This window comes from Halomonas sp. CKK8, assembly GCF_029625235.1.
Classification (GTDB): domain Bacteria; phylum Pseudomonadota; class Gammaproteobacteria; order Pseudomonadales; family Halomonadaceae; genus Halomonas; species Halomonas ventosae.
Genome location: NZ_CP121193.1, coordinates 3,252,881 through 3,273,653, shown reverse-complemented (window position 1 = coordinate 3,273,653; position 20,773 = coordinate 3,252,881). Strand labels below are relative to the sequence as shown.

General features: G+C 68.4%; 17 protein-coding genes. 10 read left to right on the top strand and 7 right to left on the bottom strand.

Features of this window, described 5'->3' with window-relative positions:
* Positions 1 to 2 precede the first annotated feature (2 nt).
* The gene (gene mnmC / locus P8934_RS15440) at positions 3 to 2,018 is read right to left on the bottom strand and encodes a bifunctional tRNA (5-methylaminomethyl-2-thiouridine)(34)-methyltransferase MnmD/FAD-dependent 5-carboxymethylaminomethyl-2-thiouridine(34) oxidoreductase MnmC (RefSeq protein WP_278031829.1); all 2,016 of its coding nucleotides are present in this window, start codon (positions 2,016 to 2,018) and stop codon (positions 3 to 5) included.
* Between the two features lie 179 nt (positions 2,019 to 2,197).
* Positions 2,198 to 2,497 carry a YciI family protein gene (locus tag P8934_RS15435; RefSeq protein ID WP_106230478.1) on the bottom strand — a complete coding sequence of 100 codons (300 nt, stop codon included), beginning with the start codon at positions 2,495 to 2,497 and terminating at the stop codon, positions 2,198 to 2,200.
* 121 nt (positions 2,498 to 2,618) lie between these two features.
* Between P8934_RS15435 and P8934_RS15430 the strand changes: the two genes are divergently transcribed.
* Together P8934_RS15430 and P8934_RS15425 are read left to right on the top strand one after the other, a co-directional pair.
* Entirely contained in the window at positions 2,619 to 3,521 is a 903-nt protein-coding gene (locus P8934_RS15430) for a PHP domain-containing protein (protein WP_133635727.1), read from the top strand.
* 70 nt (positions 3,522 to 3,591) lie between these two features.
* Complete coding sequence (locus P8934_RS15425) at positions 3,592 to 4,215, top strand: L-threonylcarbamoyladenylate synthase (RefSeq protein ID WP_133635728.1); 624 nt, start codon at positions 3,592 to 3,594, stop codon at positions 4,213 to 4,215.
* 18 nt (positions 4,216 to 4,233) lie between these two features.
* On the opposite strand, the gene P8934_RS15420 is transcribed toward P8934_RS15425, so the two are convergent.
* Both P8934_RS15420 and P8934_RS15415 read right to left on the bottom strand, forming a co-directional pair.
* Positions 4,234 to 5,166 (bottom strand): ion transporter, encoded by a 933-nt coding sequence (locus P8934_RS15420; protein WP_278031828.1) that lies wholly within the window; start codon positions 5,164 to 5,166, stop codon positions 4,234 to 4,236.
* 29 nt (positions 5,167 to 5,195) lie between these two features.
* Positions 5,196 to 6,080: a CYTH domain-containing protein gene (locus P8934_RS15415; RefSeq protein WP_278031827.1), complete on the bottom strand. Its 885-nt coding sequence runs from the start codon at positions 6,078 to 6,080 to the stop codon at positions 5,196 to 5,198.
* 104 nt (positions 6,081 to 6,184) lie between these two features.
* Between P8934_RS15415 and P8934_RS15410 the strand changes: the two genes are divergently transcribed.
* The 6 genes from P8934_RS15410 (at position 6,185) to glrR (ending at position 14,033) form a co-directional block, all read left to right on the top strand.
* On the top strand, positions 6,185 to 6,865 hold the full coding sequence (locus P8934_RS15410) for a TIGR00153 family protein (protein ID WP_106230474.1): 681 nt from the start codon (positions 6,185 to 6,187) through the stop codon (positions 6,863 to 6,865).
* Positions 6,866 to 6,938: 73 nt separating this feature from the next.
* Positions 6,939 to 8,204 (top strand): inorganic phosphate transporter, encoded by a 1,266-nt coding sequence (locus P8934_RS15405; RefSeq protein ID WP_133635731.1) that lies wholly within the window; start codon positions 6,939 to 6,941, stop codon positions 8,202 to 8,204.
* 174 nt (positions 8,205 to 8,378) lie between these two features.
* Positions 8,379 to 9,692: an amino-acid N-acetyltransferase gene (gene argA, locus P8934_RS15400; protein ID WP_278031826.1), complete on the top strand. Its 1,314-nt coding sequence runs from the start codon at positions 8,379 to 8,381 to the stop codon at positions 9,690 to 9,692.
* 853 nt (positions 9,693 to 10,545) lie between these two features.
* Positions 10,546 to 12,051 (top strand): histidine kinase dimerization/phospho-acceptor domain-containing protein, encoded by a 1,506-nt coding sequence (locus P8934_RS15395; protein WP_278031825.1) that lies wholly within the window; start codon positions 10,546 to 10,548, stop codon positions 12,049 to 12,051.
* On the top strand, positions 12,048 to 12,623 hold the full coding sequence (locus tag P8934_RS15390; RefSeq protein WP_278031824.1) for a hypothetical protein: 576 nt from the start codon (positions 12,048 to 12,050) through the stop codon (positions 12,621 to 12,623). Before P8934_RS15395 ends, P8934_RS15390 begins: the two co-directional genes overlap by 4 nt.
* Before the next feature lie 15 nt (positions 12,624 to 12,638).
* Positions 12,639 to 14,033: a two-component system response regulator GlrR gene (gene glrR, locus P8934_RS15385; protein ID WP_278031823.1), complete on the top strand. Its 1,395-nt coding sequence runs from the start codon at positions 12,639 to 12,641 to the stop codon at positions 14,031 to 14,033.
* An 84-nt stretch (positions 14,034 to 14,117) separates the two neighbouring features.
* On the opposite strand, the gene P8934_RS15380 is transcribed toward glrR, so the two are convergent.
* A complete protein-coding gene (locus P8934_RS15380) occupies positions 14,118 to 14,771 on the bottom strand; it encodes a peroxiredoxin (protein WP_278031822.1) in 654 nt (217 codons plus the stop codon).
* A gap of 163 nt (positions 14,772 to 14,934) precedes the next feature.
* Positions 14,935 to 16,320 (bottom strand): exodeoxyribonuclease VII large subunit, encoded by a 1,386-nt coding sequence (gene xseA / locus P8934_RS15375; RefSeq protein WP_278031821.1) that lies wholly within the window; start codon positions 16,318 to 16,320, stop codon positions 14,935 to 14,937.
* Positions 16,321 to 16,502: 182 nt separating this feature from the next.
* Between xseA and guaB the strand changes: the two genes are divergently transcribed.
* Both guaB and guaA read left to right on the top strand, forming a co-directional pair.
* On the top strand, positions 16,503 to 17,972 hold the full coding sequence (gene guaB, locus P8934_RS15370) for an IMP dehydrogenase (protein WP_278031820.1): 1,470 nt from the start codon (positions 16,503 to 16,505) through the stop codon (positions 17,970 to 17,972).
* Between the two features lie 95 nt (positions 17,973 to 18,067).
* Positions 18,068 to 19,645 carry a glutamine-hydrolyzing GMP synthase gene (gene guaA / locus P8934_RS15365; RefSeq protein WP_278031819.1) on the top strand — a complete coding sequence of 526 codons (1,578 nt, stop codon included), beginning with the start codon at positions 18,068 to 18,070 and terminating at the stop codon, positions 19,643 to 19,645.
* A gap of 236 nt (positions 19,646 to 19,881) precedes the next feature.
* Here the strand turns inward: guaA and P8934_RS15360 are convergent, their stop codons facing one another.
* Positions 19,882 to 20,316: a c-type cytochrome gene (locus P8934_RS15360; protein WP_278031818.1), complete on the bottom strand. Its 435-nt coding sequence runs from the start codon at positions 20,314 to 20,316 to the stop codon at positions 19,882 to 19,884.
* Between the last annotated feature and the right edge of the window lie 457 nt (positions 20,317 to 20,773).

Here is a 20,773-nt window from a genome sequence, read left to right as displayed (position 1 = left end):
CTCTACTTCCCTTGTATCAGGTCGCGGATCAGCCGTCGCCCCGGGTGCAGGTGGTCCACCAGCGGCTGCTCCAGTGGCAGTGGCTCGTCGCAGATCCGTGAGGCGAGAAGCTCCGCGCAGAGCGGCGCGCTGGCCAGGCCCCGGGAGCCGTGGGCGGCGCTGATCCACAGCCCCCCATGGTGCCGGCCGAGCGTGTCGGGCACCCGGGCGGCGTCCCTGGCCAGGCCCGCGTAGTCGGCCTGCCAGGCCTCGGCGTCGGGCACCGGGCCGGCATAGGGGGACTTGTCGGGACTGGCGGCGCGCACCGCGGCCCGCCCCTCCAGGTGGTCCGGGTCTAGCTCCGCCCCCGCCTCGCGCAGGGCGGCCACGAAGGCGGGCAGGGTACCCTCGAGCTCCGCCAGGTTGGCCGCGTGGTCGGCCTTGCGAATTCCGGTGTCCGTCTCGCGTGGCGCGAAGGTGGCGCCGAAGGTGAGCTCGCCGTCCAGCGCCGGCGACACATAGCCGCCGGCGCAGATGACCCGCTCGAGCTCGGGCGCGCCCCGGGGCAGGGCGAGCCGGCTGACCTGGCCGCGCACCGGCTGCAGCGGGAGCCGCGTCGTCTGCACGAAGCGGTTGGCCCGTGCCGCATTGGCGACCACCACCTGGTCGGCCGAAAGGCACGCGCCGTCGGCCAGCGCCAGCGACCAGCCCTGCTCGTCCGGGGTCATGCCGACCACCTCCGCACGGCGCAGCTCGACGCCCGGCATGGCGGCGAGCCGGTCGCAGAGGGCGGCCGGCCGCACCCAGCCCGCCTGGGGGTACTCCAGCCCGCCGTGGGCGATCGGCGTGCCGGCCAGTCGCGAGGCCTCGCCCGCCGTCACGCCCCGCACCACGCCCTCCGGCAGCGGATGGTGGGCCAGGAAGCGCGCCTGGCGGGCCCGCTCCTTCTCGTGGGTGGCCAGCTGCAGCACGCCGCAGGGCGACCAGAGGTTCCGGTCGGGATCGAGGATCTCGAGCCAGCGTCGGCTGTGCATCAGGCCGGCGAGGTAGACCCGGCTCTGGAGATTGGTGTCGGCGGCGAGCTTGACGTAGAGCGCCCCCTGGGCGTTGCCGGAACCGCCGCTGCCGGGTCCCTCGCGGTCGATCAGGGTGACCGTCACGCCGCGCCGCGCAAGGGCAGCGGCGGTACTGGCGCCGGCGATCCCGGCGCCGATCACCGCGACGTGGCGGGCGCGGCGCGGCGCCGGGGGCGAGAACCAGGGCGTGCGCTCGCGGCGGCGATCCGCGGTGGGCTCGGCGATCTCGCCGGCCAGCATCTCGCGCTTGCGCCCGAAGCCCGGCACCTTGCGCCAGTGGAAGCCGGCGGCGGCGAGGCCCCGCTTGACCATCCCGGCGCAGGTGAAGGTGGCCAGGGTCGCCCCGGGGCGCGAGCGGGCGGCCATCGCCTCGAACAGCTCGGGTCGCCACATCTCGGGATTCTTCGCGGGGGCGAAGCCATCGAGGAACCAGGCGTCCACCCGGCCGTCGAGCAGCGCCAGCCGCTCGACGGTGTCGCCGAGGTGCAGGTCCAGGGTGACCCGGTCATCGAGCCACAGCCGGTGCACGCCGGCCACCGCCTCGGGCCACTGGGCGACCAGGCGCGCGGCCCGCTCGGCCAGGTCCGGCCAGACCGATAGCGCCCGGGCCAGGTCGTCGCGGCGCAGCGGGAACTTCTCGGTGGAGACCAGGTGGAGCCGGGCGGCCGGCGGGGCATGGGCAGCGAAGCAGGCCCAGGCGCAGAGCATGTTGAGCCCGGTGCCGAATCCCGTCTCGCCGATCACGAAGGGGCGTGTTTCCTGCCAGCCGGCAAACCGCTCGGGTAGCCGATTGGCGGCGATAAAGACATGCTCGGTCTCGAGGCGTCCGTCATGGCGCGAGAAGTAGACGTCATCGAAGGCCATGGAATGGGGCGCCTCCTCGCCGCCTTCCTCCCGGCGCCACGCCAGATTGGCGCTTTCCAGGCCGGACAGCGGGGGCAGGGCATCGGGGGCAGCGGTCACGGCGGGGCCTCCGGGTCTGGTTCCAGGGGGTGGGGTAGAAGGGGCGGGCTGGTCAGGATTTGATCGATCTCGTCTCGGCGGCCTGTCGACCGGGCTGGCGCAAGGCGTCCGCGGCGTTTCAACAGACTTGTCCACAGCAGCTGTGGGAAACCCGCTGTGGACAGTCGGAAGGGCAGGGCTCAGGGCAGGACCTTCTTGAAGGGCTTCACGCTGGCCCGGGCATAGACGCCAGCGATCATGTAGGGGTCGGCATCGGCCCAGGCCTGGGCACTCTCCAGGTCCTCGAACTCGGCGACCACCAGGCTGCCGGAGAAGCCGGCCTCGCCCGGGTCGTTGCTGTCGATGGCGGGGTGGGGGCCGGCCAGCACCAGGCGGCCCTCATCGCGCAGCGCCTCGAGGCGGGCCACATGGTCGGGACGGGCGGCCAGCCGCCGCTCCAGGCTGTTGTTCACATCTTCACTGATGATGGCGTAGAGCATCTTGGGTCTTCCTCGCTGGTAGGCGGCTCGCGCCGCGGGTGCGACCGGCGCCCGGCATTGACCGTCACCGGTCGGGCACGCAACATGGAAGGATATTCTGACAAAGTCACCTGCCGGCGTCATGCCCATGCCAGCACTTCCCGTGCGCTTCGGGGGCGAGCCCCTCACCATCGACCTGCACATGCATTCCACGGCCTCCGACGGCGCCCTGCCGCCGGCCGAGGTGGTGGCGCTGTGCCGTGCCCGCGGGCTGAGCCACATGGCGCTGACCGACCATGACACCATGGACGGTATCGCGGAGGCACAGGCGGCCGCGCGTCGCGAGGGGATCCGGCTGATTCCCGGTACCGAGCTCTCGACCCAGTGGCGCGGCATCAACATCCACGTGGTGGGACTGCTGCCCGAGGGGCCCCGGGGCGACCTGGTGGCCGGGCTCGCCGCCCAGGCCCAGGCCCGGGAGTCCCGCGCGCTGAAGATCGCCGAGCGCATGGAGAAGGTCGGGCTCACCGATGCCCTGGCGCGGGCCCGCGAGCAGGCCGGCTCACCGCGCCCGCTGGGCCGGCCGGACTTCGCCCGGGCGCTGGTCGCGGCGGGGCTGGTGCCCGATATCGGCACCGCTTTCAAGAAACACCTGGGCAACGGCAAGGCCGGCGACATCAAGGCCCACTGGCCCTTTCTCTCCGCGGCGGTGGGCTGGATCCTCGATGCCGGCGGGGTCGCGGTGCTGGCCCACCCGCTGCGCCACGGCCTGACCCGGCGCAAGCGCGGCCTGCTGCTGGACGACTTCGCCGCCGCCGGGGGCCAGGCCGCCGAGCTGGTCAGCGGCTTCCAGAATGCCGACGTGACCCGCGACCTGGCGCGCCAGCTCCAGGAGCGCGACCTCTACGGCTCGGTGGGCAGCGACTTCCACTTCCCCGGCGGCCACCTGGCGCCGGGCAGCATGAGTCCGGTGCCGCGCACCGCCACGCCGCCGGTATGGACCCACCCGCGCCTGGCCGGCCTCGCCGCCCCGGTGGCCGCCTGAGGCGGGGAGCGGGACCGCGACGCGCTATAGTGACAGACACCTTCCACCGGCCACCGAACAGGGAGCTCGCATGAGCCAGTTCTTCCAGATCCACCCCGACAATCCCCAGAAGCGCCTGATCGACCAGGCGACCCAGATCATCCGCAATGGCGGCGTGGTCGCCTACCCGACGGACTCGGGCTATGCCCTGGGCTGCCACCTGGGCGACAAGAAGGCCATCGAGAAGATCAAGTGGCTGCGCTCGCTGGATGACAAGCACAACTTCACCCTGGTCTGCTCCGACCTCTCCGAGATCGGCACCTACGCCAAGGTGGACAACGACGTCTTCCGGCTGCTCAAGGCCCACACCCCGGGGGCCTATACCTTCATCCTGGACGCCACCAGCGAGGTGCCGCGGCTGCTGCTGCATCCCAAGCGCCGCTCCATCGGCGTGCGCGTGCCCGACCATGCCATCACCCGGGCGCTGCTCGCCGCCCTGGGCGAGCCGCTGATGAGCGTTACCCTGATCCCGGTCGGCGAGGAGCTGCCGATGACCGACGCCGAGGAGATCCGCGAGCGGTTCGGCGCCCACCTCGACCTGGTGATCGATGGTGGCGCCTGCCACCTGGACGCCACCAGCGTGATCGACCTGCGCGACCTGCCGCCAAGGATCGTCCGCGAGGGGCGTGGTGACATCACCCCCTTCCAGCTTTGATCCCTGCCTGCCGCCGGCTCACTGGGCCGGCGGCGACCCTCCATCGTCTTCCTCCTCGCCGCCATGTTCGCGCCACCAGGCCTCCTGCTCCTCCTCGGGCAGGCGTGGGTCGGGGGAGTTCTCGTCCAGCCAGGTACCGCACCGCAGGCAATACTTGGCGCGCTGTTCGTGGCGGTCGTGGCCGCACCCCGGGCAGGCCTCGTCGGAGTAGCGGTCGGCGCGGATCGAGCGTATCACCTCGGCCGAGAAGACCCCGGTGGGCACGGCGATGATCGAGTAGCCGATCAGCATCACCATCACCGAGATCGCCTGGCCCAGCGGGGTCACCGGCACGATATCGCCGAAGCCCACCGTGGTGAGGGTGACGATGGCCCAGTAGATCGCCATGGGGATGCTGGTGAAGCCGGCCTCACGGGGTTCGATCAGGTAGACGATCGAGGCGAAGATCGACACCAGCATGAAGACGGTGAACAGGAACAGGAAGATCTGGTGGCTGCTGCGCTTCAGTGCCCCCACCAGCAGTCGGCCCTCGCCGACGAACTCCATCAGGCGCAGCACCCGGAAGATGCGCAGGGTGCGCAGCAGGCGCACCATCACCAGGGTCTGGGCGCCGGGCAGGATCAGCGTCAGCCAGGTGGGCAGGATGGCGATCAGGTCGACGATCCCGTAGAAGCTCTTCAGGTATTGCAGCGGGCGCTCCAGGCAGTAGAGGCGTACCGCCAGCTCCAGGGTGAAGGCGATGGTGAAGCCCCACTCCAGCCAGAAGAAGAGGGTGCCGTAGTCGGCGCGCAGGCTCTCGATGCTCTCCAGCATCACCACCAGCACGCTGGCCAGTATCGCCACGATCAGGGCGATGTCGAAGCCCTTGGCCAGCGGGGTGTCGGACTCGAAGATGATCTGGAAGACCCGGGTGCGCAGGCCTTCGCCGGCGGGCTTGGGGAGGTGGTTCACGGGGGCGTCCTTGTGGTGGCCGGGGCCGGTCAGGCCAGGTCGACGTCGCCGGGCAGCCGGCGGGCCAGCCGCAGCATCCGGCGACCGAAGGCCGGGGTCAGCCAGGCCTCGGTCTCCAGCGCCTCGGCGAGGGCGCGGGCGTCGTCGCGCAGTGAATCATCGTCGCGGGCATCATCGCCCGGGTCGGCCAGGCGTTGGAAGGCCTCGCGCGCCTCGTCCCGCCAGGCCGGCTGGCCGGTATCGGCCAGGGCATCCAGCGCCACGCTGGCGCGATGCAGCCAGGCCGCCGGGGTGGTGCCCTCGGGCAGGGTCCAGCCGCCGCCGAGCAATGCCCCGCCGCGGGCCGCCTTGCTGGTGTCCGAGGGGCGCAGCGCCACGTCTTCGGCCAGCGTCTCGGCCAGCGACCATAGCGCCGCCGGCTCGCCTGCCTTGAGCTCAAGCTCCAGTTCGCGGATCGCCACCGCCTGCTCCCCCGCGCGGATTTCGCCCAGGTCCAGGGCCAGTTCCACGCTCAGCCCGTCCTCCTCTAGCCACCAGGTCTCGCGCATGAAGTCGGTGGCAAAGCGTGGCACCAGGCGCTCGAGCAGGGCCGGGTCACGCTCGGCCATGGGGGGCAGGGTAGCCAGCCCGGCGAGGTCGAGCCCCGGGCCCGGCACCTCCCACTCCCACTCGCCGCGGGTCGAGAGGCCGCCGCCGCCCTGGCCGCGGGTCTTCAAGGTCTGCAGCAGGCGGTCGCCGGCGCGGCGCAGGCGCAACGCCATGCGCGCGCCCTCCAGCTCGCCCTCGGGGGTGTCGTAGTAGGTATTGCCCAGGCGCGTGAGCGTGGGTACCAGGCCGGCCAGGCGGGGGTGGCGTCGCAGGGCCTCGGGCGCCTCGGCCCCCAGGGCCAGCTTGAGTTCGATCTCGTCTGCCATCGGGGCGCCACCTCGGTTTGATGAATATTGGATGATTTTTTCATGACGGTGACAGTGTCAGTCACTATACTGACGCCGCCATTTTCCAGGTTCACAGATGCCCCATGGTGACATCCAATCCCTTCTCCGCGATGTTCGGTCGCTCGCCATTCCATCCGCTGCTGGCCCATATCGTCAAGGCCAATGAGTGCGCCGACGAGCTGCTGCCCTTCTTCGAGGCCTCCCTCGTGGGCGACTGGGACACCGCCGCCCAGCATCGCGAGACCATCACCCGACTCGAGCACGAGGCTGACGAGCTCAAGACCGACCTGCGCCTCAACCTGCCCAATACCATGTTCCTGCCGGTGTCGCGCTCCGACCTGCTCGACCTGATCAGCGTCCAGGACAAAATCGCCAACAAGGTCCGCGACATCACCGGCATCATGCTGGGACGCCGGATGCAGATGCCCCAGGAGCTGGCCCAGCCGATGCGCGACTACATGCGCACCTCGGTGGCCTGCGTGGCCCAGGCACGCCATGCCCTGGAGGAGCTCAAGGACCTGCTCGAGTCCGGCTTCGGCCGCAACGTCTCCGATGTGATGCAGAAGCTGATCCGCGAGCTGCACGTGCTCGAGCAGCAGGCCGACAGCCAGCAGGTGGCCATCCGTCGCCAGCTCTTCGAACTGGAGGACCGCCTGCCCCCGGTGGACGTGATGTTCCTCTACAAGATCATCGACTGGGTGGGCGAACTCTCCGACCGCGCCGAGCGCGTCGGCAGTCGCCTGCAGATCATGACGGCCAACTGAATACCGCGGCCCCGGCGATCCCGGGGCCGCCTCGTGTCGACCTTCTTCTGACCGCAACAAGGGAACCCTCCCTATGTCGATCATTGCGCAGCACGGTGAGATCTTCATCATCCTCGCCTGTCTCTTCGGCTTCTTCATGGCCTGGGGCGTCGGGGCCAACGACGTGGCCAACGCCATGGGCACCTCGGTGGGCTCGCGGGCCATCACCATCAAGCAGGCGATCATCATCGCCGTGATCTTCGAGTTCCTCGGCGCCTGGCTGGCCGGCGGCGAGGTCACCAACACCATCCGCAAGGGGATCATCGACCCCGAACTGCTGCAGGAGGACCCGCAGCTGCTGGTCTACGGCATGCTCGCGGCACTGCTGGCGGCGGCCACCTGGCTGCTGGTCGCCTCCATGAAGGGCTGGCCGGTCTCCACCACCCACTCCATCGTCGGTGCCATCGTCGGCTTCGCGGTGGCGGGCCTCGGCGCGGCCGCCGTGGACTGGGCCGCGGTGGGTACCATCGCCGCCAGCTGGGTGGTCTCGCCGCTGCTGTCCGGCACCATCGCCTTCACCCTCTTCAAGTCGGTGCAGCACCTGATCTTCGAGGCTCGCGACCCCTTCGCCGCGGCCAAGCGCTACGTGCCCATGTACATCTTCCTGGTGGGCTTCGCGGTGACCATGGTGACCCTCACCAAGGGCCTCAAGCACGTCGGCCTGGACCTCGGCTTCGGTGCCAGCCTGCTGCTTGCCATCCTTGCCGGCCTGCTGATCGCGGGGCTCGGCGTGGTCATGGAGCGTCGCGTCAAGGCGTCGAGCCGCCAGTCCGACCAGTTCGGCTTCTCGGGCGTGGAGCGCGTCTTCGGCGTGCTGATGATCTTTACCGCCTGTGCCATGGCCTTCGCCCACGGCTCCAACGACGTGGCCAACGCCGTGGGCCCGCTGGCGGCGGTGATCAGCGTGGTGCAGACCGGCGGCGAGATCGAGGGCGCGGCCCTGGTGCCGTGGTGGGTGCTGGTGCTGGGCGGCGGCGGCATCGTCGTCGGCCTGGTCACCTACGGCCACAAGGTGATCGCCACCGTGGGCACCGGCATCACCGAGCTCACCCCAAGCCGCGGCTTCGCCGCCACCCTGGCGGCCGCCGTGACCGTGGTGCTTGCCTCGGGCACCGGCCTGCCGATCTCCACCACCCATACCCTGGTCGGGGCGGTGCTGGGCGTGGGCCTGGCCCGTGGCATGGCGGCGCTCAACCTGCGGGTCATCGGCACCATTGCCATGTCCTGGCTGATCACCCTGCCCGCCGGGGCCGGCCTTGCCATCTTCTTCTTCTTCACCTTCAAGGGCATGTTCGGTTAAGCGCCGAGCGACAAGGCCGAGCGACAAGAAACCCCGACGGCCGAGGCCTCGGGGTTTCTTTTGTTGCGGCTGATTCCATGCTGCGGCTTGCAGCTGATCGGTGCCGCCGTTTTCGTCGCTCTGATATAGTGGCTAGCGACTCCCCCTTCGTTCACCTGCTGCCGGAGTGCGGCCTTGGATACTCGTTTCCCCTTCGTCGACTGGTTCCGCAATTCCTCCCCCTACATCAATGCCCACCGCGGGCGTACCTTCGTGATCCTGATCGAGGGCGAGGCGATGGCCAGCGGGCGAGGGGAGCAGCTGGTCCAGGACCTGGCGCTGCTGCACACCCTGGGCGTGCGGCTGGTGGTGGTGTTCGGCATCCGGCCCCAGGTGCAGCAGGCCCTGGATGAGGCGGGCATCACGCCCCGGCGCCACCAGGGGCGCTGGGTGGCCGACGAGGCGATCATGGAGAGGGTCGAGCGCATCGCCGCCGAGCAGCGGCTGTGGCTGGAGGCGCGGCTCTCCCCGGGGCTACCCAACACCCCGCTGCACGGCATCGAGATGACCGTGGTCTCCGGCAACCTGGTGATGGCCAAGCCGCTGGGCGTGCGCGAGGGTGTCGACTTCGACCACAGCGGCGAGGTGCGCCGGGTGCGGGCGCAGGCCATCGAGGGACTGCTCGAGCGCGGGTCGCTGGTGGTACTGCCGCCGCTGGGCTTCTCCAGCACCGGCGAGGTCTTCGACCTGGATGCCGCCGAGGTGGCCCGCCACGCCGCCACCGCGCTCGGCGCCGACAAGCTGATCCTGCTCGGTGAAGCCAGTGGGCTCTTCGATCGCAGCGGCCAGCTGCAGCGCCAGCTGACCCCGGGGGAGGCCGAGCCGCTGCTCCGGCAGGCCGCCCCCGCCAGCGAGCTGGCCCGTCACCTCGGGGCAGCCTGTGCTGCCGCGCGGCACGGCGTGGCCCGCACCCACCTGCTCTCCTGGCACGACCACGACGCCCTGCTGGGCGAGCTGTTCACCCGCGACGGCGTGGGCACCATGATCACCGAGCATCGCTACGAGCAGCTGCGTGCGGCGGAACTCGGCGACATCGGCGGCCTGCTCGAGCTTCTCGAGCCGCTCGAGCGGCGGGGCATGCTGGTGCCGCGTTCCCGGGAGCGGCTGGAGTACGAGATCGACGACTACCAGGTGATCGAGCGCGACGGCATGATCATCGGCTGCGCCGCACTGCATACCTTCGGTGAGGCCACCATGGGAGAGCTGGCCTGTGTGGCGGTCCACGACGACTACCGGGGTGGCGCGCGCGGCGAGCTGCTGCTCGCCGAGATCGAACGGCGGGCCCGCCGACTGGGGCTCTCGGCCCTGTTCGCCCTGACCACCCACACCACCCACTGGTTCTTCGAGCACGGCTTTCGCCTGGCCGGCATCGAGGTCCTGCCGCCGCTGCGCCGCGACACCTACAACCACGCGCGCAAGTCCAAGATCCTGGTCAAGACCCTCGCCTGAGCGGCGCGCTGTCGCCAGGCGGCGTCGCCGGGTCATCCGGCGTCGCCATTGGGAGACGCGCCAAATGACTGAAAGACAACATCTTTCAGGATAGCACCCGAAAGGCGTCGCTGACTGGCGACAAAAATCCCACCATTCCCTCCGCCCAGTGGCGGCTACGCCGATCGTTTCCCGCCTGGCCCCTTTCTTTTCACTTTTAACTGCATGATATTGAAAGGATAGTGGGGTTCCTGGCACGCCGTTGGCAATAGTCAGGGTGAGCAAGGGAAAACGGTTCATTCGGCTCGAACCGTTTCCCGGTCGCCGAAGGGAGGCGGGCCATCACTGCCCTGTGCTCCCGCTCCCCGAGGCGGCCAGTGTCTGCTCCAAGCGATGTGTGACTTTAGGTTGCGATGAGACGGTACCGCCGCCAGGCAAGGATCGGTATCGAGAGGGCAAGGATGCCCTGGCATGGATGCCTCTCCCCCGAACGGGGGATCGAATCGCGCAGCATCGTCGTCGGCCTTCGGCCGAGGCGATGGTGCCAGGAACGGAGCAGGGCGGTGCGCCACGCGATGGCTTGCCACCCGCATGAGGATGACCAGCCCCTGGTGGCAGATGGCACCTCATGGCTTCGGGGCCTCCCCGGCCCATGGACATTCGGGCAATGGACGGACCAGGCCGTCGATTGATCGGATGTCCGGACCCTTCAGTTCCCTGCGTATTGGGCCGGCTCTGCCGGCCCTTTTTTTTCCCTTTCGGGGCCTTGCCGGCGGGGTTGTGCCGATTGGCCGCGGGGCGCTCGGCTGAACTCTGGTATCCTTAGGGATGGACGATGGTGGTTTCCGTTACCCTTCTGCAAAGAACACTGTCCATGACCTCAGCCGTTACGCGTCGCTGGAGGCCGCGCTCGCTGTTGCAGCTGGTGCTGCTGGCCTTCCTGGTGGTGATGCTGCCGCTGGCCGTGTTGATGATCCAGGCCGGCCAGGCCCTCTCCGAGCTCTCCCGACTGGCCGATGTCAGTGCCCGCCAGGCGGTAGAGGAGACCCGGCGTGCCCGCTCGCTGGGTGCCCTGGCGCTGGAGATGGAGCGCGGTGCGCGCCAGTATGCCGTGGTCGAGGAAGAGAGCCTGCTGGAGATCTTCGATGATCGTCTCGCGGAGTTCCGTGAGCTACTGGCCCAGCAGAGTCAGCTGCTGCCCGATGACCCCGATGTGGCGGCGCTGGAGGAGCAGCTCGACGACCTCGCCGAGCTGCCCGAGCTGCCGCTCGAGGAGTTCACCGCCCGGCTCTCCGACTTCCTGCCCTTCGCCCAGCACACTGAAGCGATGCGCCGTGCCACCAACCGGCGCATCGACGAGCGCATCGAGAGCATCCGTGCCCGCGCCGAGGGCGTGCAGGTGCGCCTCTGGTGGCAGACCGCGGCCCTGGTCTCGGCGAGCCTGGTGCTGATGCTGCTGTTCACCCGGCTGATCATCCACCCGATCCGCCAGCTCGAACGGCGCATCCTGGGGATCGGCAGCGTGGGCGGCGACACGGCGCAGAAGCCGCCGCCGTTCAAGGGCCCAGCGGAGCTGGTCACCCTCGACGAGCGGCTGGACTGGCTGGCCTCGCGGCTCGACGAGCTGGAAGCCCAGAAGCAGCAGTTCCTGCGCCACATGTCCCACGAGCTCAAGACGCCGCTTGCCAGCGTTCGCGAGGGATCGTCGCTGCTTGCCGACGGTGTGGCCGGCGAGGTCACGCCGCGCCAGCGCGAGATCCTCGATTTGATCGATGCCAGCGGGCGCGAGCTCCAGCAGCTGATCGAGCAGCTGCTCGACTACAACCTGCTCCAGCATAACCGGCAGCTCGACATCGAGCGGCTGGATGTCGCCACCGTGGCCAAGGAGGTGCTGGCCAAGCATCGCCTGGCCCTGGACAACAAGGAGATGCGCGTCAGCTGCTTCGATGGCCCCCTGGCCTGGGAGCTCGACCGCACCGCCACGGCCCGGGTCCTCGACAACCTGATCTCCAATGCCGTCGCCTACGGCGAGGATGGCGGTCTACTGGAGATTCGCGCCCGGCCGCTGCGCGACCGGCTGGTGATCGAGGTGGCCAACAGCGGCGAGCCGATCGCCGAGGAGGATCGCGAGCGGCTCTTCGAGGCCTTCTTCCAGGGCAGCGTTCGCCGCAAGGGGCCGCTCAAGGGCTCCGGCATCGGTCTCTCGGTGGCCGCCGACTGTGCCCGGCTCCAGCATGGCAGCCTGGCGCTGGTGGACGATGCCCGGCTGGCGGTGTGCTTTCGCCTGACCCTGCCCCGGCAGGTCACGGTGACCGAGCCGGATCACGACCACCCGACGCTCGCCCTGGCGGGCGCCCACTCAAGGAACGATACCCCATGACCGCGCGCCCCTGGCTCCTGTGCCTGGCCACGGCCTGGCTGGCCGGCTGCCAGTACCTGCCCGAGCAGCTGCAGTCGTCGCCCTCCGGCCCCTCGCCCATCCAGAGCCCTACCGCCGGGTCGGCGTTCTGCCATGCCGAACTGCCCGACTTCGACAACGTCCCCTGCCTGCTCGACGACTGGATTGCCTTCGGACTGGCCTCCCAGCGCGGCGACCGGGTGTGGCGCGAGGCCACCCTGACGCGCCTGGGCGGCGAGAGCACCGAGCGTCGCCTGGCGCGCGCCGTGCTGCTCGCCTGGGGCGACGAGCAGCAGTGGAACCGCGCCTCGGAGCTCTACAAGGCCGACCTGGCCGGGGCCCCGACCGAACTGCAGCCGCTGCTGCGCTACTGGCTCAACGAGCTGGAGGGGCGTCGTCGCCTGGCCGGCCAGCTGGCCGAGAGCCGGGGCGAGCACCAGGCCATCGTGGAGGAGAACGAGGCCCTCACCGAGGAGCTCGAGGCCATGGCCGAGAAGCTCGAGCAGCTCACCGCCATCGAACAGAGCATCAATCTGCGACAGCAGAATGAATGAATCGGGAGAGACGACATGAAGCAGACCGGACGCCTGCCCAACGCCGGTGACCACGGCGCACACATCCTGCTGGTGGATGACGACGTCAGCCTGTTGAAGCTGCTGGGCATGCGGCTCGAGAGCCGCGGCTACCGTGTCACCACCGCAGAGAGCGGCCGCGAGGCCCTCAAGCGGCTGGAGGTCGCACGCCCCGACCTGGTGCTGTCGGACCTGCGCATGGACGAGATGGACGGCCTGGCGCTGTTCCAGGAGCTCCAGCGCCGGGTGCCGGGCCTGCCGGTGATCATCCTCACGGCCCACGGCTCGATTCCCGATGCGGTGAGTGCCACCCGCCAGGGGGTGTTCAGCTTCCTCACCAAGCCGGTAGATCGCGATGAGCTCTTCACCGCCATCGACGATGCCCTGGCCCAGACCTCCACCTCCGCCACCGACGGTGACGACCGCTGGCGCGAGGCGATCATCACCCGCAGCCCCGAGATGGAGCGCATCCTCGAGCAGGCCCGCATGGTGGCCGCCTCCGACGTCAGCGTGCTGATCACCGGCGCCTCGGGGTCGGGAAAGGAGCTGCTGGCCGGCGCCATCCACAAGGCCAGCTCGCGGGCCGACAAGCCCTTCGTGGCGATCAACTGCGGCGCGCTCCCCGAGCAGCTGCTGGAGAGCGAGCTGTTCGGCCACGCCCGGGGCGCCTTCACGGGAGCGGTGAGCGAGCACCGCGGCCTCTTCCAGGCGGCCGATGGCGGCACCCTGTTCCTCGACGAGATCGGCGACATGCCGCTGACGCTGCAGGTCAAGCTGCTGCGCGCCCTGCAGGAGCGCCAGATCCGCCCGCTCGGCTCCACCACCTCGGTCCCCATCGACGTGCGCATCATCTCGGCCACCCACCGCGACCTCGACCGCGCCATGCACGAGGGGGAGTTCCGCGAGGACCTCTACTACCGCCTCAACGTGGTGAACCTGCGGCTGCCGCCGCTCAAGGAGCGCGCCGAGGACGTCCCGCTGCTGGCCAAGCATCTGGTCGCCCAGGCCGCCGCCCGCCACAAGCCCTTCGTCAAGGGCTTCTCCCCGGAGGCGCTCAACCTGCTGGCCGCCTCGGCCTGGCCCGGCAACGTGCGCCAGCTGGTCAACGTGGTGGAGCAGTGCGTGGCCCTGACCACCTCGCCGATGATCCCGGAGGGACTGGTGGCCCAGGCGCTGGCCGCCGAGGACAACGCCCTGCCCACCTTCAACGACGCCCGGGCCGGCTTCGAGCGCAGCTACCTGGTCAAGGTGCTCAAGATCACCGAGGGCAACGTCACCCAGGCGGCGCGCATCGCCGGGCGCAACCGCACCGACTTCTACAAGCTGCTGGCCCGCCACGAGCTCGAGCCCAGTGCCTTCAAGCCGGCCGCCCGTCAGGCCGAGCACCACTAGGCTTCGTCCGAAAACACGCCCCCAACGCAAGACCCCCTGCCGCGAGGCAGGGGGTCGTCGTTGGGGCGAGTTTAACCGCCCGCCTTACTTGGGCAGCTTGGCCCGGCGCAGGTAGGGGAAGATGGTCTCATACTCGCCGAACTTCGCCTTGGCGTCCTCGTCGGAGACCGTCGGCGGGATGATCACGTCCTCGCCGGTGGTCCAGTCGGCCGGCGTGGCCACGCCCTTGCCGTTGGCGGTCTGCAGGGCGTCCAGGGCGCGCAGCACCTCGGCGAAGTTGCGGCCGACGTTCATCGGGTAGGTCATGGAGAGCTTGAGCTGCTTGTCCGGGCCGATGATGAACACCGAGCGCACGGTGGCGCTGTCGGCCGGAGTGCGGCCGTCCGGCAGGTAGGCGTCGGCCGGCAGCATGTCGAACAGCTTGGCGACCTTGAGGTCCTCGTCGGCGATGATCGGGAAGCCGACATCGCAGCTGGCGAAGCTGGAGATGTCATTGATCCACTTCTTGTGGTCTTCCACGCCATCCACCGAGATGCCGATCACCTTGGTATCGCGCTTCTTCCACTCCTCGCTGAGCTTGGCGACGGCACCGAACTCGGTGGTGCAGACCGGGGTGAAGTCCTTGGGGTGGGAGAAGAGGATCGCCCAGCTGTCGCCGATCCACTCGTGGAAGCGAATCGGGCCCTGGCTGGTATCGGCCTCGAAGTCGGGTACGACGTCATTGATGCGCAGTGACATGGTGATACTCCCTGGTTGATGGGATGTGACGCCCCGGGCGTCCGGTTGTCTGGCCGGGGAAGTGCCTGGCTCCTTGGGATATGGGTATGGGCCCGCCGTCCTCAAGGAGATGGCCTCAGTGTAGTTATCATTTTGTGGAATATCTATATTCCAAAATCTATCGCTACGATGGTTTCCCGCCATGGGACCCAGGATTGTCGACGTCGACGTCGGCCTCGATGCCGGTCACCGTGAGGGCGAGCCGCCCCTCGCCCAGCCGTGCCTCCAGCGCCTGGCCGGGCGTGGTGTCAGCGGCCCGGCGGACGACCCGGCCCTCCGCGTCCTCGAGGATGGCATAGCCGCGCCCCAGCACCGCCAGCGGGCTGACGGCCTGCAGCTCGCGCGCGAGCCCGCCCAGCCGCTCGCGATGGCGGGCCAGTGCCCGCGGCATGGCCTGATGGAGCCGCCAGCGAGCCCGGGTGAGGCGCTGCCCGGCCTGTTCCACCAGCCGGTCCGGCGAGCGCAGGGCAAGGCGCTGGCGCAGGTGGTGCTCGCGGCGCCGTTCGGTGGCGAGCCGCGCCTGCATGGCGCGCTGCAGCCGGCCCTCTAGCTGGTCCAGCTGCCCGCGGCGCGCGGCCAGCACCTCGCCGGGGTGGCGCAGCCGGGCACGCAGGTGGTCCAGGCGCTGGGCCTCGGTCTCCAGGCGGGCGCGCTGGGCGCGGGTGAGCCGTTCGGCCAGCCGCTCGAGGCGGTGGCGCCGCTCGCGGCGGTCGGGCACCAGCTGCTCGGCGGCGGCCGAGGGGGTAGGGGCACGCACGTCGGCGGCGAAGTCGGCCAGGGTGACATCCACCTCGTGGCCCACCGCCGACATCACCGGCAGCCGCGAGTGGAAGATGGCGCGGGCCAGGTGCTCGTCATTGAAGGCCCAGAGGTCCTCGAGGCTGCCGCCGCCGCGCGTGATCAGGATGGCGTCGTGGGCCGGGTCAAGTGCCTGCTGGCGGTTGAGCAGGCCCAGCGCCGAGATCAGCGCCGGCGCCGCCTCGCGCCCCTGCACCGGCACCGGGATTAGCGTCACCTGGGTAAGCGGCCAGCGCGCCGCGAGCACCGCCAGCACGTCGCGGATCGCCGCGCCGGTGGGCGAGGTGAGCACCAGCAGGTGACGCGGCGGATAGGGCAGGGGGCGCGCATTGGCGAACACCCCCTCGGCGGCGAGCCGGGCCTTGAGCCGCTCGAAGGCCGCCAGCAGCTCGCCTTCGCCTGCCGCCTGCACCGCCTCGACGATCAGCTGGTAGTCGCCGCGGGGCTCGAACAGCGACACCTGGCCGCGCACCTTGACCCGGTCGCCGTCGCGCAGGGGGGCGGCGACGAAGCGCGCCCGGGTGCGGAACAGCGCGCAGCGCAGCTGGGCCCGGTCATCCTTGAGGGTGAAGTAGATGTGCCCAGAGCCCGGCCGCGACACCCCGGAGAGCTCGCCCTCCACCCATACCTCGCCGACATCCTGCTCCAGCGCCTGGCGGGCGCGGCGGTTGAGCTCGCTGACGGAAAGCGGGGCGTCCTCGGGGCGGGGCATGGCACGATTATCCCTGGCGGGTGGAGGAGGATACCCTAGCACGCGCCGCGGCCCCGGTGGCAGCGCCCGGGGCGGCAAGGGAGCCGGATAGCCGCCACGCGGATTGCCGGCCCCCGGCCAGGGTCGCTATAATGGGGGATTAACTTCACTCCCTCCCACCAGTTCACTGGGTGTTGCCGCATATGCTACGTATGGCCCAAGAAGCTCTTACGTTCGATGACGTATTACTCGTGCCCGGGTATTCCGACGTCCTGCCCAACGAGGTCAGCCTCCGGACCCGCCTGACCCGCGACCTCTTCCTGAACATCCCGCTCGTCTCCGCCGCCATGGACACCGTCACCGAAGCCCGCCTGGCCATCGCCATGGCCCAGGAGGGCGGCATCGGCATCATCCACAAGAGCATGACCATCGCCCACCAGGCGGCCGAGGTGCGCAAGGTCAAGAAGCACGAGAGCGTGATCGTCAAGGACCCCGTCACCGTGGGGCCCAAGGCCAAGCTGGCGGACCTGCTGGCGATGGCCGAGGAGCACGGCTTCTCCGGCTTCCCGGTGGTGGAGGGCGATACCCTGGTGGGCCTGGTGACCCAGCGCGACATGCGCTTCCAGCCCAACCACGGCGACAGCGTGGCCGACATCATGACCCCCGGCGAGAAGCTCGTCACCGTGCCGGTGGGCACCAGCCTCGACATCATCAAGGGCAAGATGCAGGAGCACCGCGTCGAGAAGATGCTGGTGGTGGATGACGACTTCCGCCTGCGCGGCCTGGTCACCTTCCAGGACATCGAGAAGGCCCGCACCTTCCCCCTCGCGGCCAAGGACGCCGACGGCCGCCTGCTGGTCGGCGCCGCCGTGGGCACCGGCCCCGAGACGCCGGACCGCGTGGCCGCGCTGGCCGAGGCCGGGGTCGATGTGGTGGTGGTCGACACCGCCCACGGCCACTCCAAGGGCGTGATCGAGCGGGTTCGCTGGGTGAAGGAGCACTTCCCGCAGATTCAGGTGATCGGCGGCAATATCGCCACCGCCGACGCGGCGAAAGCGCTCGCGGAAGCGGGTGCCGATGCCGTCAAGGTGGGCATCGGCCCCGGTTCCATCTGCACCACCCGCGTGGTGGCCGGCGTGGGTGTGCCGCAGATCACCGCCGTCTCCAACGTCGCCGCGGCGCTGGAGCCCTACGACATCCCGCTGATCGCCGACGGCGGCGTGCGCTTCTCCGGCGACCTGGCCAAGGCCGTGGCGGCCGGTGCCAGCACCGTGATGGCCGGTGGCCTGCTGGCCGGCACCGAGGAATCCCCGGGCGAGATCGAGCTCTTCCAGGGCCGCACCTACAAGGCCTACCGCGGCATGGGCTCGATGGGCGCCATGTCCCAGACCCAGGGCAGCGCCGACCGCTACTTCCAGGACAAGAGCGAGGGCGCCGAGAAGCTGGTGCCGGAAGGCATCGAGGGCCGCGTGCCCTACAAGGGCATGATGAGCGCCATCGTCCACCAGCTGATGGGCGGCCTGCGTGCCTCCATGGGCTACACCGGCTGCCGCGACATCCAGGAGATGCGCACCAAGCCGCAGTTCGTGCAGATCACCGGGGCCGGCTTCAACGAGTCCCACGTGCACGACGTGCAGATCACCAAGGAAGCCCCGAACTACCGCGCGGGCTGACACACGCTTGAAGCCGGAAGCTTGAAGCTGGAAGTGGCCGCGCCGCTTCCAGCTTTCGTGTTTCCGGGCCGTTCGCCTCTCAAAGGAAAGGCCAGATGACCGACATTCACGCCCACAAGATCCTGATCCTCGACTTCGGCTCCCAGTACACCCAGCTGATCGCCCGCCGGGTGCGCGAGATCGGCGTCTACTCCGAGGTTCGCGCCTTCGACATCACCGAGGCCGAGATCCGCGAGTACGCCCCCAACGGCATCATCCTCGCCGGTGGCCCGGAATCCGTCACCGAACTGGACTCGCCCCGCGCCCCGCAGTGCGTGTTCGAGATGGGCCTGCCGGTGCTGGGCATCTGCTACGGCATGCAGACCATGGCCGAGCAGCTCGGCGGTGCCGTGGAGGGCTCCCACGTCCACGAGTTCGGCTACGCCCAGATCCGCCTCGATGCCGAGACGGCGCTGTTCCGCGACATCTCGGACCACATCGACCATGAGACCGGCAGGAACCTTCTCGACGTCTGGATGAGCCACGGCGACAAGGTCTCCCGGGTGCCCGACGCCTTCACCGTCACCGCCTCCACCCCGAGCTGCCCCATCGCCGCCATGGCCTGGGAGGAGAAGCGCTTCTATGGCGTGCAGTTCCACCCCGAGGTGACCCATACCCTGCAGGGCCTGCGCATCCTCGAGCACTTCGTGCTGGAGATCTGCGGCGCCGAGCGCCTCTGGACCCCGGCCCAGATCATCGAGGACCAGATCGCCCGGGTGCGCGAGCAGGTGGGCGACCGCCACGTGCTGCTCGGCCTCTCCGGCGGCGTGGACTCCTCGGTGGTGGCAGCACTCCTGCACAAGGCCATCGGTGATCAGCTGACCTGCGTGTTCGTCGACAACGGCCTGCTGCGCAAGGCCGAGGGCGACCAGGTGATGGAGACCTTCGCCCGCCACATGGGCGTGAAGGTGATCCGCGTGGACGCCGAGGACTTGTTCCTCGACAAGCTGAAGGGCGAGGCCGACCCCGAGGCCAAGCGCAAGATCATCGGCAACACCTTCATCGACGTCTTCGATGACGAGGCGAGCAAGATCGAGGGCGTGGACTTCCTGGCCCAGGGCACCATCTACCCGGACGTGATCGAGTCTGCCGCGGCGAAGACCGGCAAGGCCCATGTGATCAAGTCGCACCACAATGTGGGCGGCCTGCCCGAGACCATGAAGCTCAAGCTCGTCGAGCCGCTGCGTGAGTTGTTCAAGGACGAGGTGCGCAAGCTCGGCGTCGAGCTCGGCCTGCCCTACGACATGGTCTACCGCCACCCCTTCCCGGGGCCGGGCCTGGGCGTGCGCATCCTCGGCGAGGTGAAGAAGGAGTACGCCGACATCCTGCGTGAGGCCGATGCCATCTTCATCCAGGAACTGCACAACGCCGGCTGGTACCACAAGACCAGCCAGGCCTTCGCCGTCTTCCTGCCGGTGCGCTCGGTCGGCGTGGTGGGCGATGCCCGCCGCTACGAGTGGGTGATCGCCCTGCGCGCCGTGGAGACCATCGACTTCATGACCGCCCGCTGGGCGCACCTGCCCTATGAGCTGCTGGAGAAGGTCTCCAACCGCATCATCAACGAGATCACCGGCGTCTCCCGAGTGACCTATGATGTGAGCAGCAAGCCGCCGGCGACCATCGAGTGGGAGTGATACCTGCGACCATGTCGTAAGCCATGAAGGGCCTATCTCTCGATGGGCCCTTCGCTTTTCAGGTCATCAAGTCCTGAATCTCGTCTGCTAGATAGCCATGTTGGCACTCTTGATGAACATGACAACGCCTGGTTAGGTTCAGGACTTGATGGCCTCGGTGACATGATACCTTTCAGAGACGCGATAGGCTCTCGGAAGGGGTAGTCATTCACAGTGCTGTGGGTAGTTGAAGCGTATTACTCCTCCGCCTGAAGGCGATAGATATACTCGGCGACAGCCAGTATCCGGGCACGAATCACGGACTCCGAATCGTACTCGAAGTCATAGTAGTCTTCGGCCGCTTCAATACCGTATCGTTGTCCCCAGACGGGCATTTCTCGTGATCCGTGTGCCTGGACTTCGGCCGTTCCGTCGATGATTTCGTAGACACGAGCCATGGGGAAGACGTTGTCATTTCTCTGCGCAAGCGTGGTGAGATCAGGAATGCGTGTTTCGATTATTCCTGCGAGAGGCCCGTCGCCTTTGCCCTCCGCGCCATGGCATGCGGCACAGCTGTTGATGTATTCGGATTTACCGACATCCACTTTCTTTTCGTCCTGAGCATGGGCGGTTGTCCAAGTCAAGCCCATAGTGATGGCCAGTAGGGAGGTGCTGATGTTTTTGGTGTTCATGGTTGCTTCCTTACTATTGTTTTTCACTGGTTGTGTGATTTCTGTGTCACGAGGTTGAGGAATTGTATAACTTTCCTTTTGGTGCGTACGTTATATTTTTAGTCGGGGTAATATGAACCTGCAAGTTAGGGTCGAGGGGGAGGTGTTGTGTGTTTTATTCATTATAATTTATTAGAGATCGTCATGTTTCGGGCTTTTTCATGTATTTGCTATTAGCTTGTTGATTGGTTGGTTTAATTAGCTGGTAGGAAGGGTGCTAAAAAATAAGTAATTGTCCGGCCAGCCGAATTATGATTCTGATTGGTGAGTACTATAAAGTTCATGAGTCGGGGCTTTTCCCATTCGTGGTTCGAAAAAGTCACCGTCGCATAGGCTGAAGTACTCAACCCGTGGCCCTGAATCTCGTTTGCCCGCTATGGTGTGGCTAGTGATAGGGCACAGGCCGGGAGGTAATCAC

What these genes read in the sequence shown, in the direction of transcription:
- P8934_RS15435 (WP_106230478.1), bottom strand. Translation starts at nt 2,497, where the DNA reads ATGCTCTACGCCATCATCAGTGAAGATGTGAACAACAGCCTGGAGCGG.
- P8934_RS15430 (WP_133635727.1), top strand. Translation starts at nt 2,619, where the DNA reads ATGCCCATGCCAGCACTTCCCGTGCGCTTCGGGGGCGAGCCCCTCACC.
- P8934_RS15425 (WP_133635728.1), top strand. Translation starts at nt 3,592, where the DNA reads ATGAGCCAGTTCTTCCAGATCCACCCCGACAATCCCCAGAAGCGCCTG.
- P8934_RS15415 (WP_278031827.1), bottom strand. Translation starts at nt 6,080, where the DNA reads ATGGCAGACGAGATCGAACTCAAGCTGGCCCTGGGGGCCGAGGCGCCC.
- P8934_RS15410 (WP_106230474.1), top strand. Translation starts at nt 6,185, where the DNA reads ATGGTGACATCCAATCCCTTCTCCGCGATGTTCGGTCGCTCGCCATTC.
- P8934_RS15405 (WP_133635731.1), top strand. Translation starts at nt 6,939, where the DNA reads ATGTCGATCATTGCGCAGCACGGTGAGATCTTCATCATCCTCGCCTGT.
- P8934_RS15395 (WP_278031825.1), top strand. Translation starts at nt 10,546, where the DNA reads ATGACCTCAGCCGTTACGCGTCGCTGGAGGCCGCGCTCGCTGTTGCAG.
- P8934_RS15390 (WP_278031824.1), top strand. Translation starts at nt 12,048, where the DNA reads ATGACCGCGCGCCCCTGGCTCCTGTGCCTGGCCACGGCCTGGCTGGCC.
- glrR (WP_278031823.1), top strand. Translation starts at nt 12,639, where the DNA reads ATGAAGCAGACCGGACGCCTGCCCAACGCCGGTGACCACGGCGCACAC.
- P8934_RS15380 (WP_278031822.1), bottom strand. Translation starts at nt 14,771, where the DNA reads ATGTCACTGCGCATCAATGACGTCGTACCCGACTTCGAGGCCGATACC.
- xseA (WP_278031821.1), bottom strand. Translation starts at nt 16,320, where the DNA reads ATGCCCCGCCCCGAGGACGCCCCGCTTTCCGTCAGCGAGCTCAACCGC.
- guaB (WP_278031820.1), top strand. Translation starts at nt 16,503, where the DNA reads ATGCTACGTATGGCCCAAGAAGCTCTTACGTTCGATGACGTATTACTC.
- guaA (WP_278031819.1), top strand. Translation starts at nt 18,068, where the DNA reads ATGACCGACATTCACGCCCACAAGATCCTGATCCTCGACTTCGGCTCC.
- P8934_RS15360 (WP_278031818.1), bottom strand. Translation starts at nt 20,316, where the DNA reads ATGAACACCAAAAACATCAGCACCTCCCTACTGGCCATCACTATGGGC.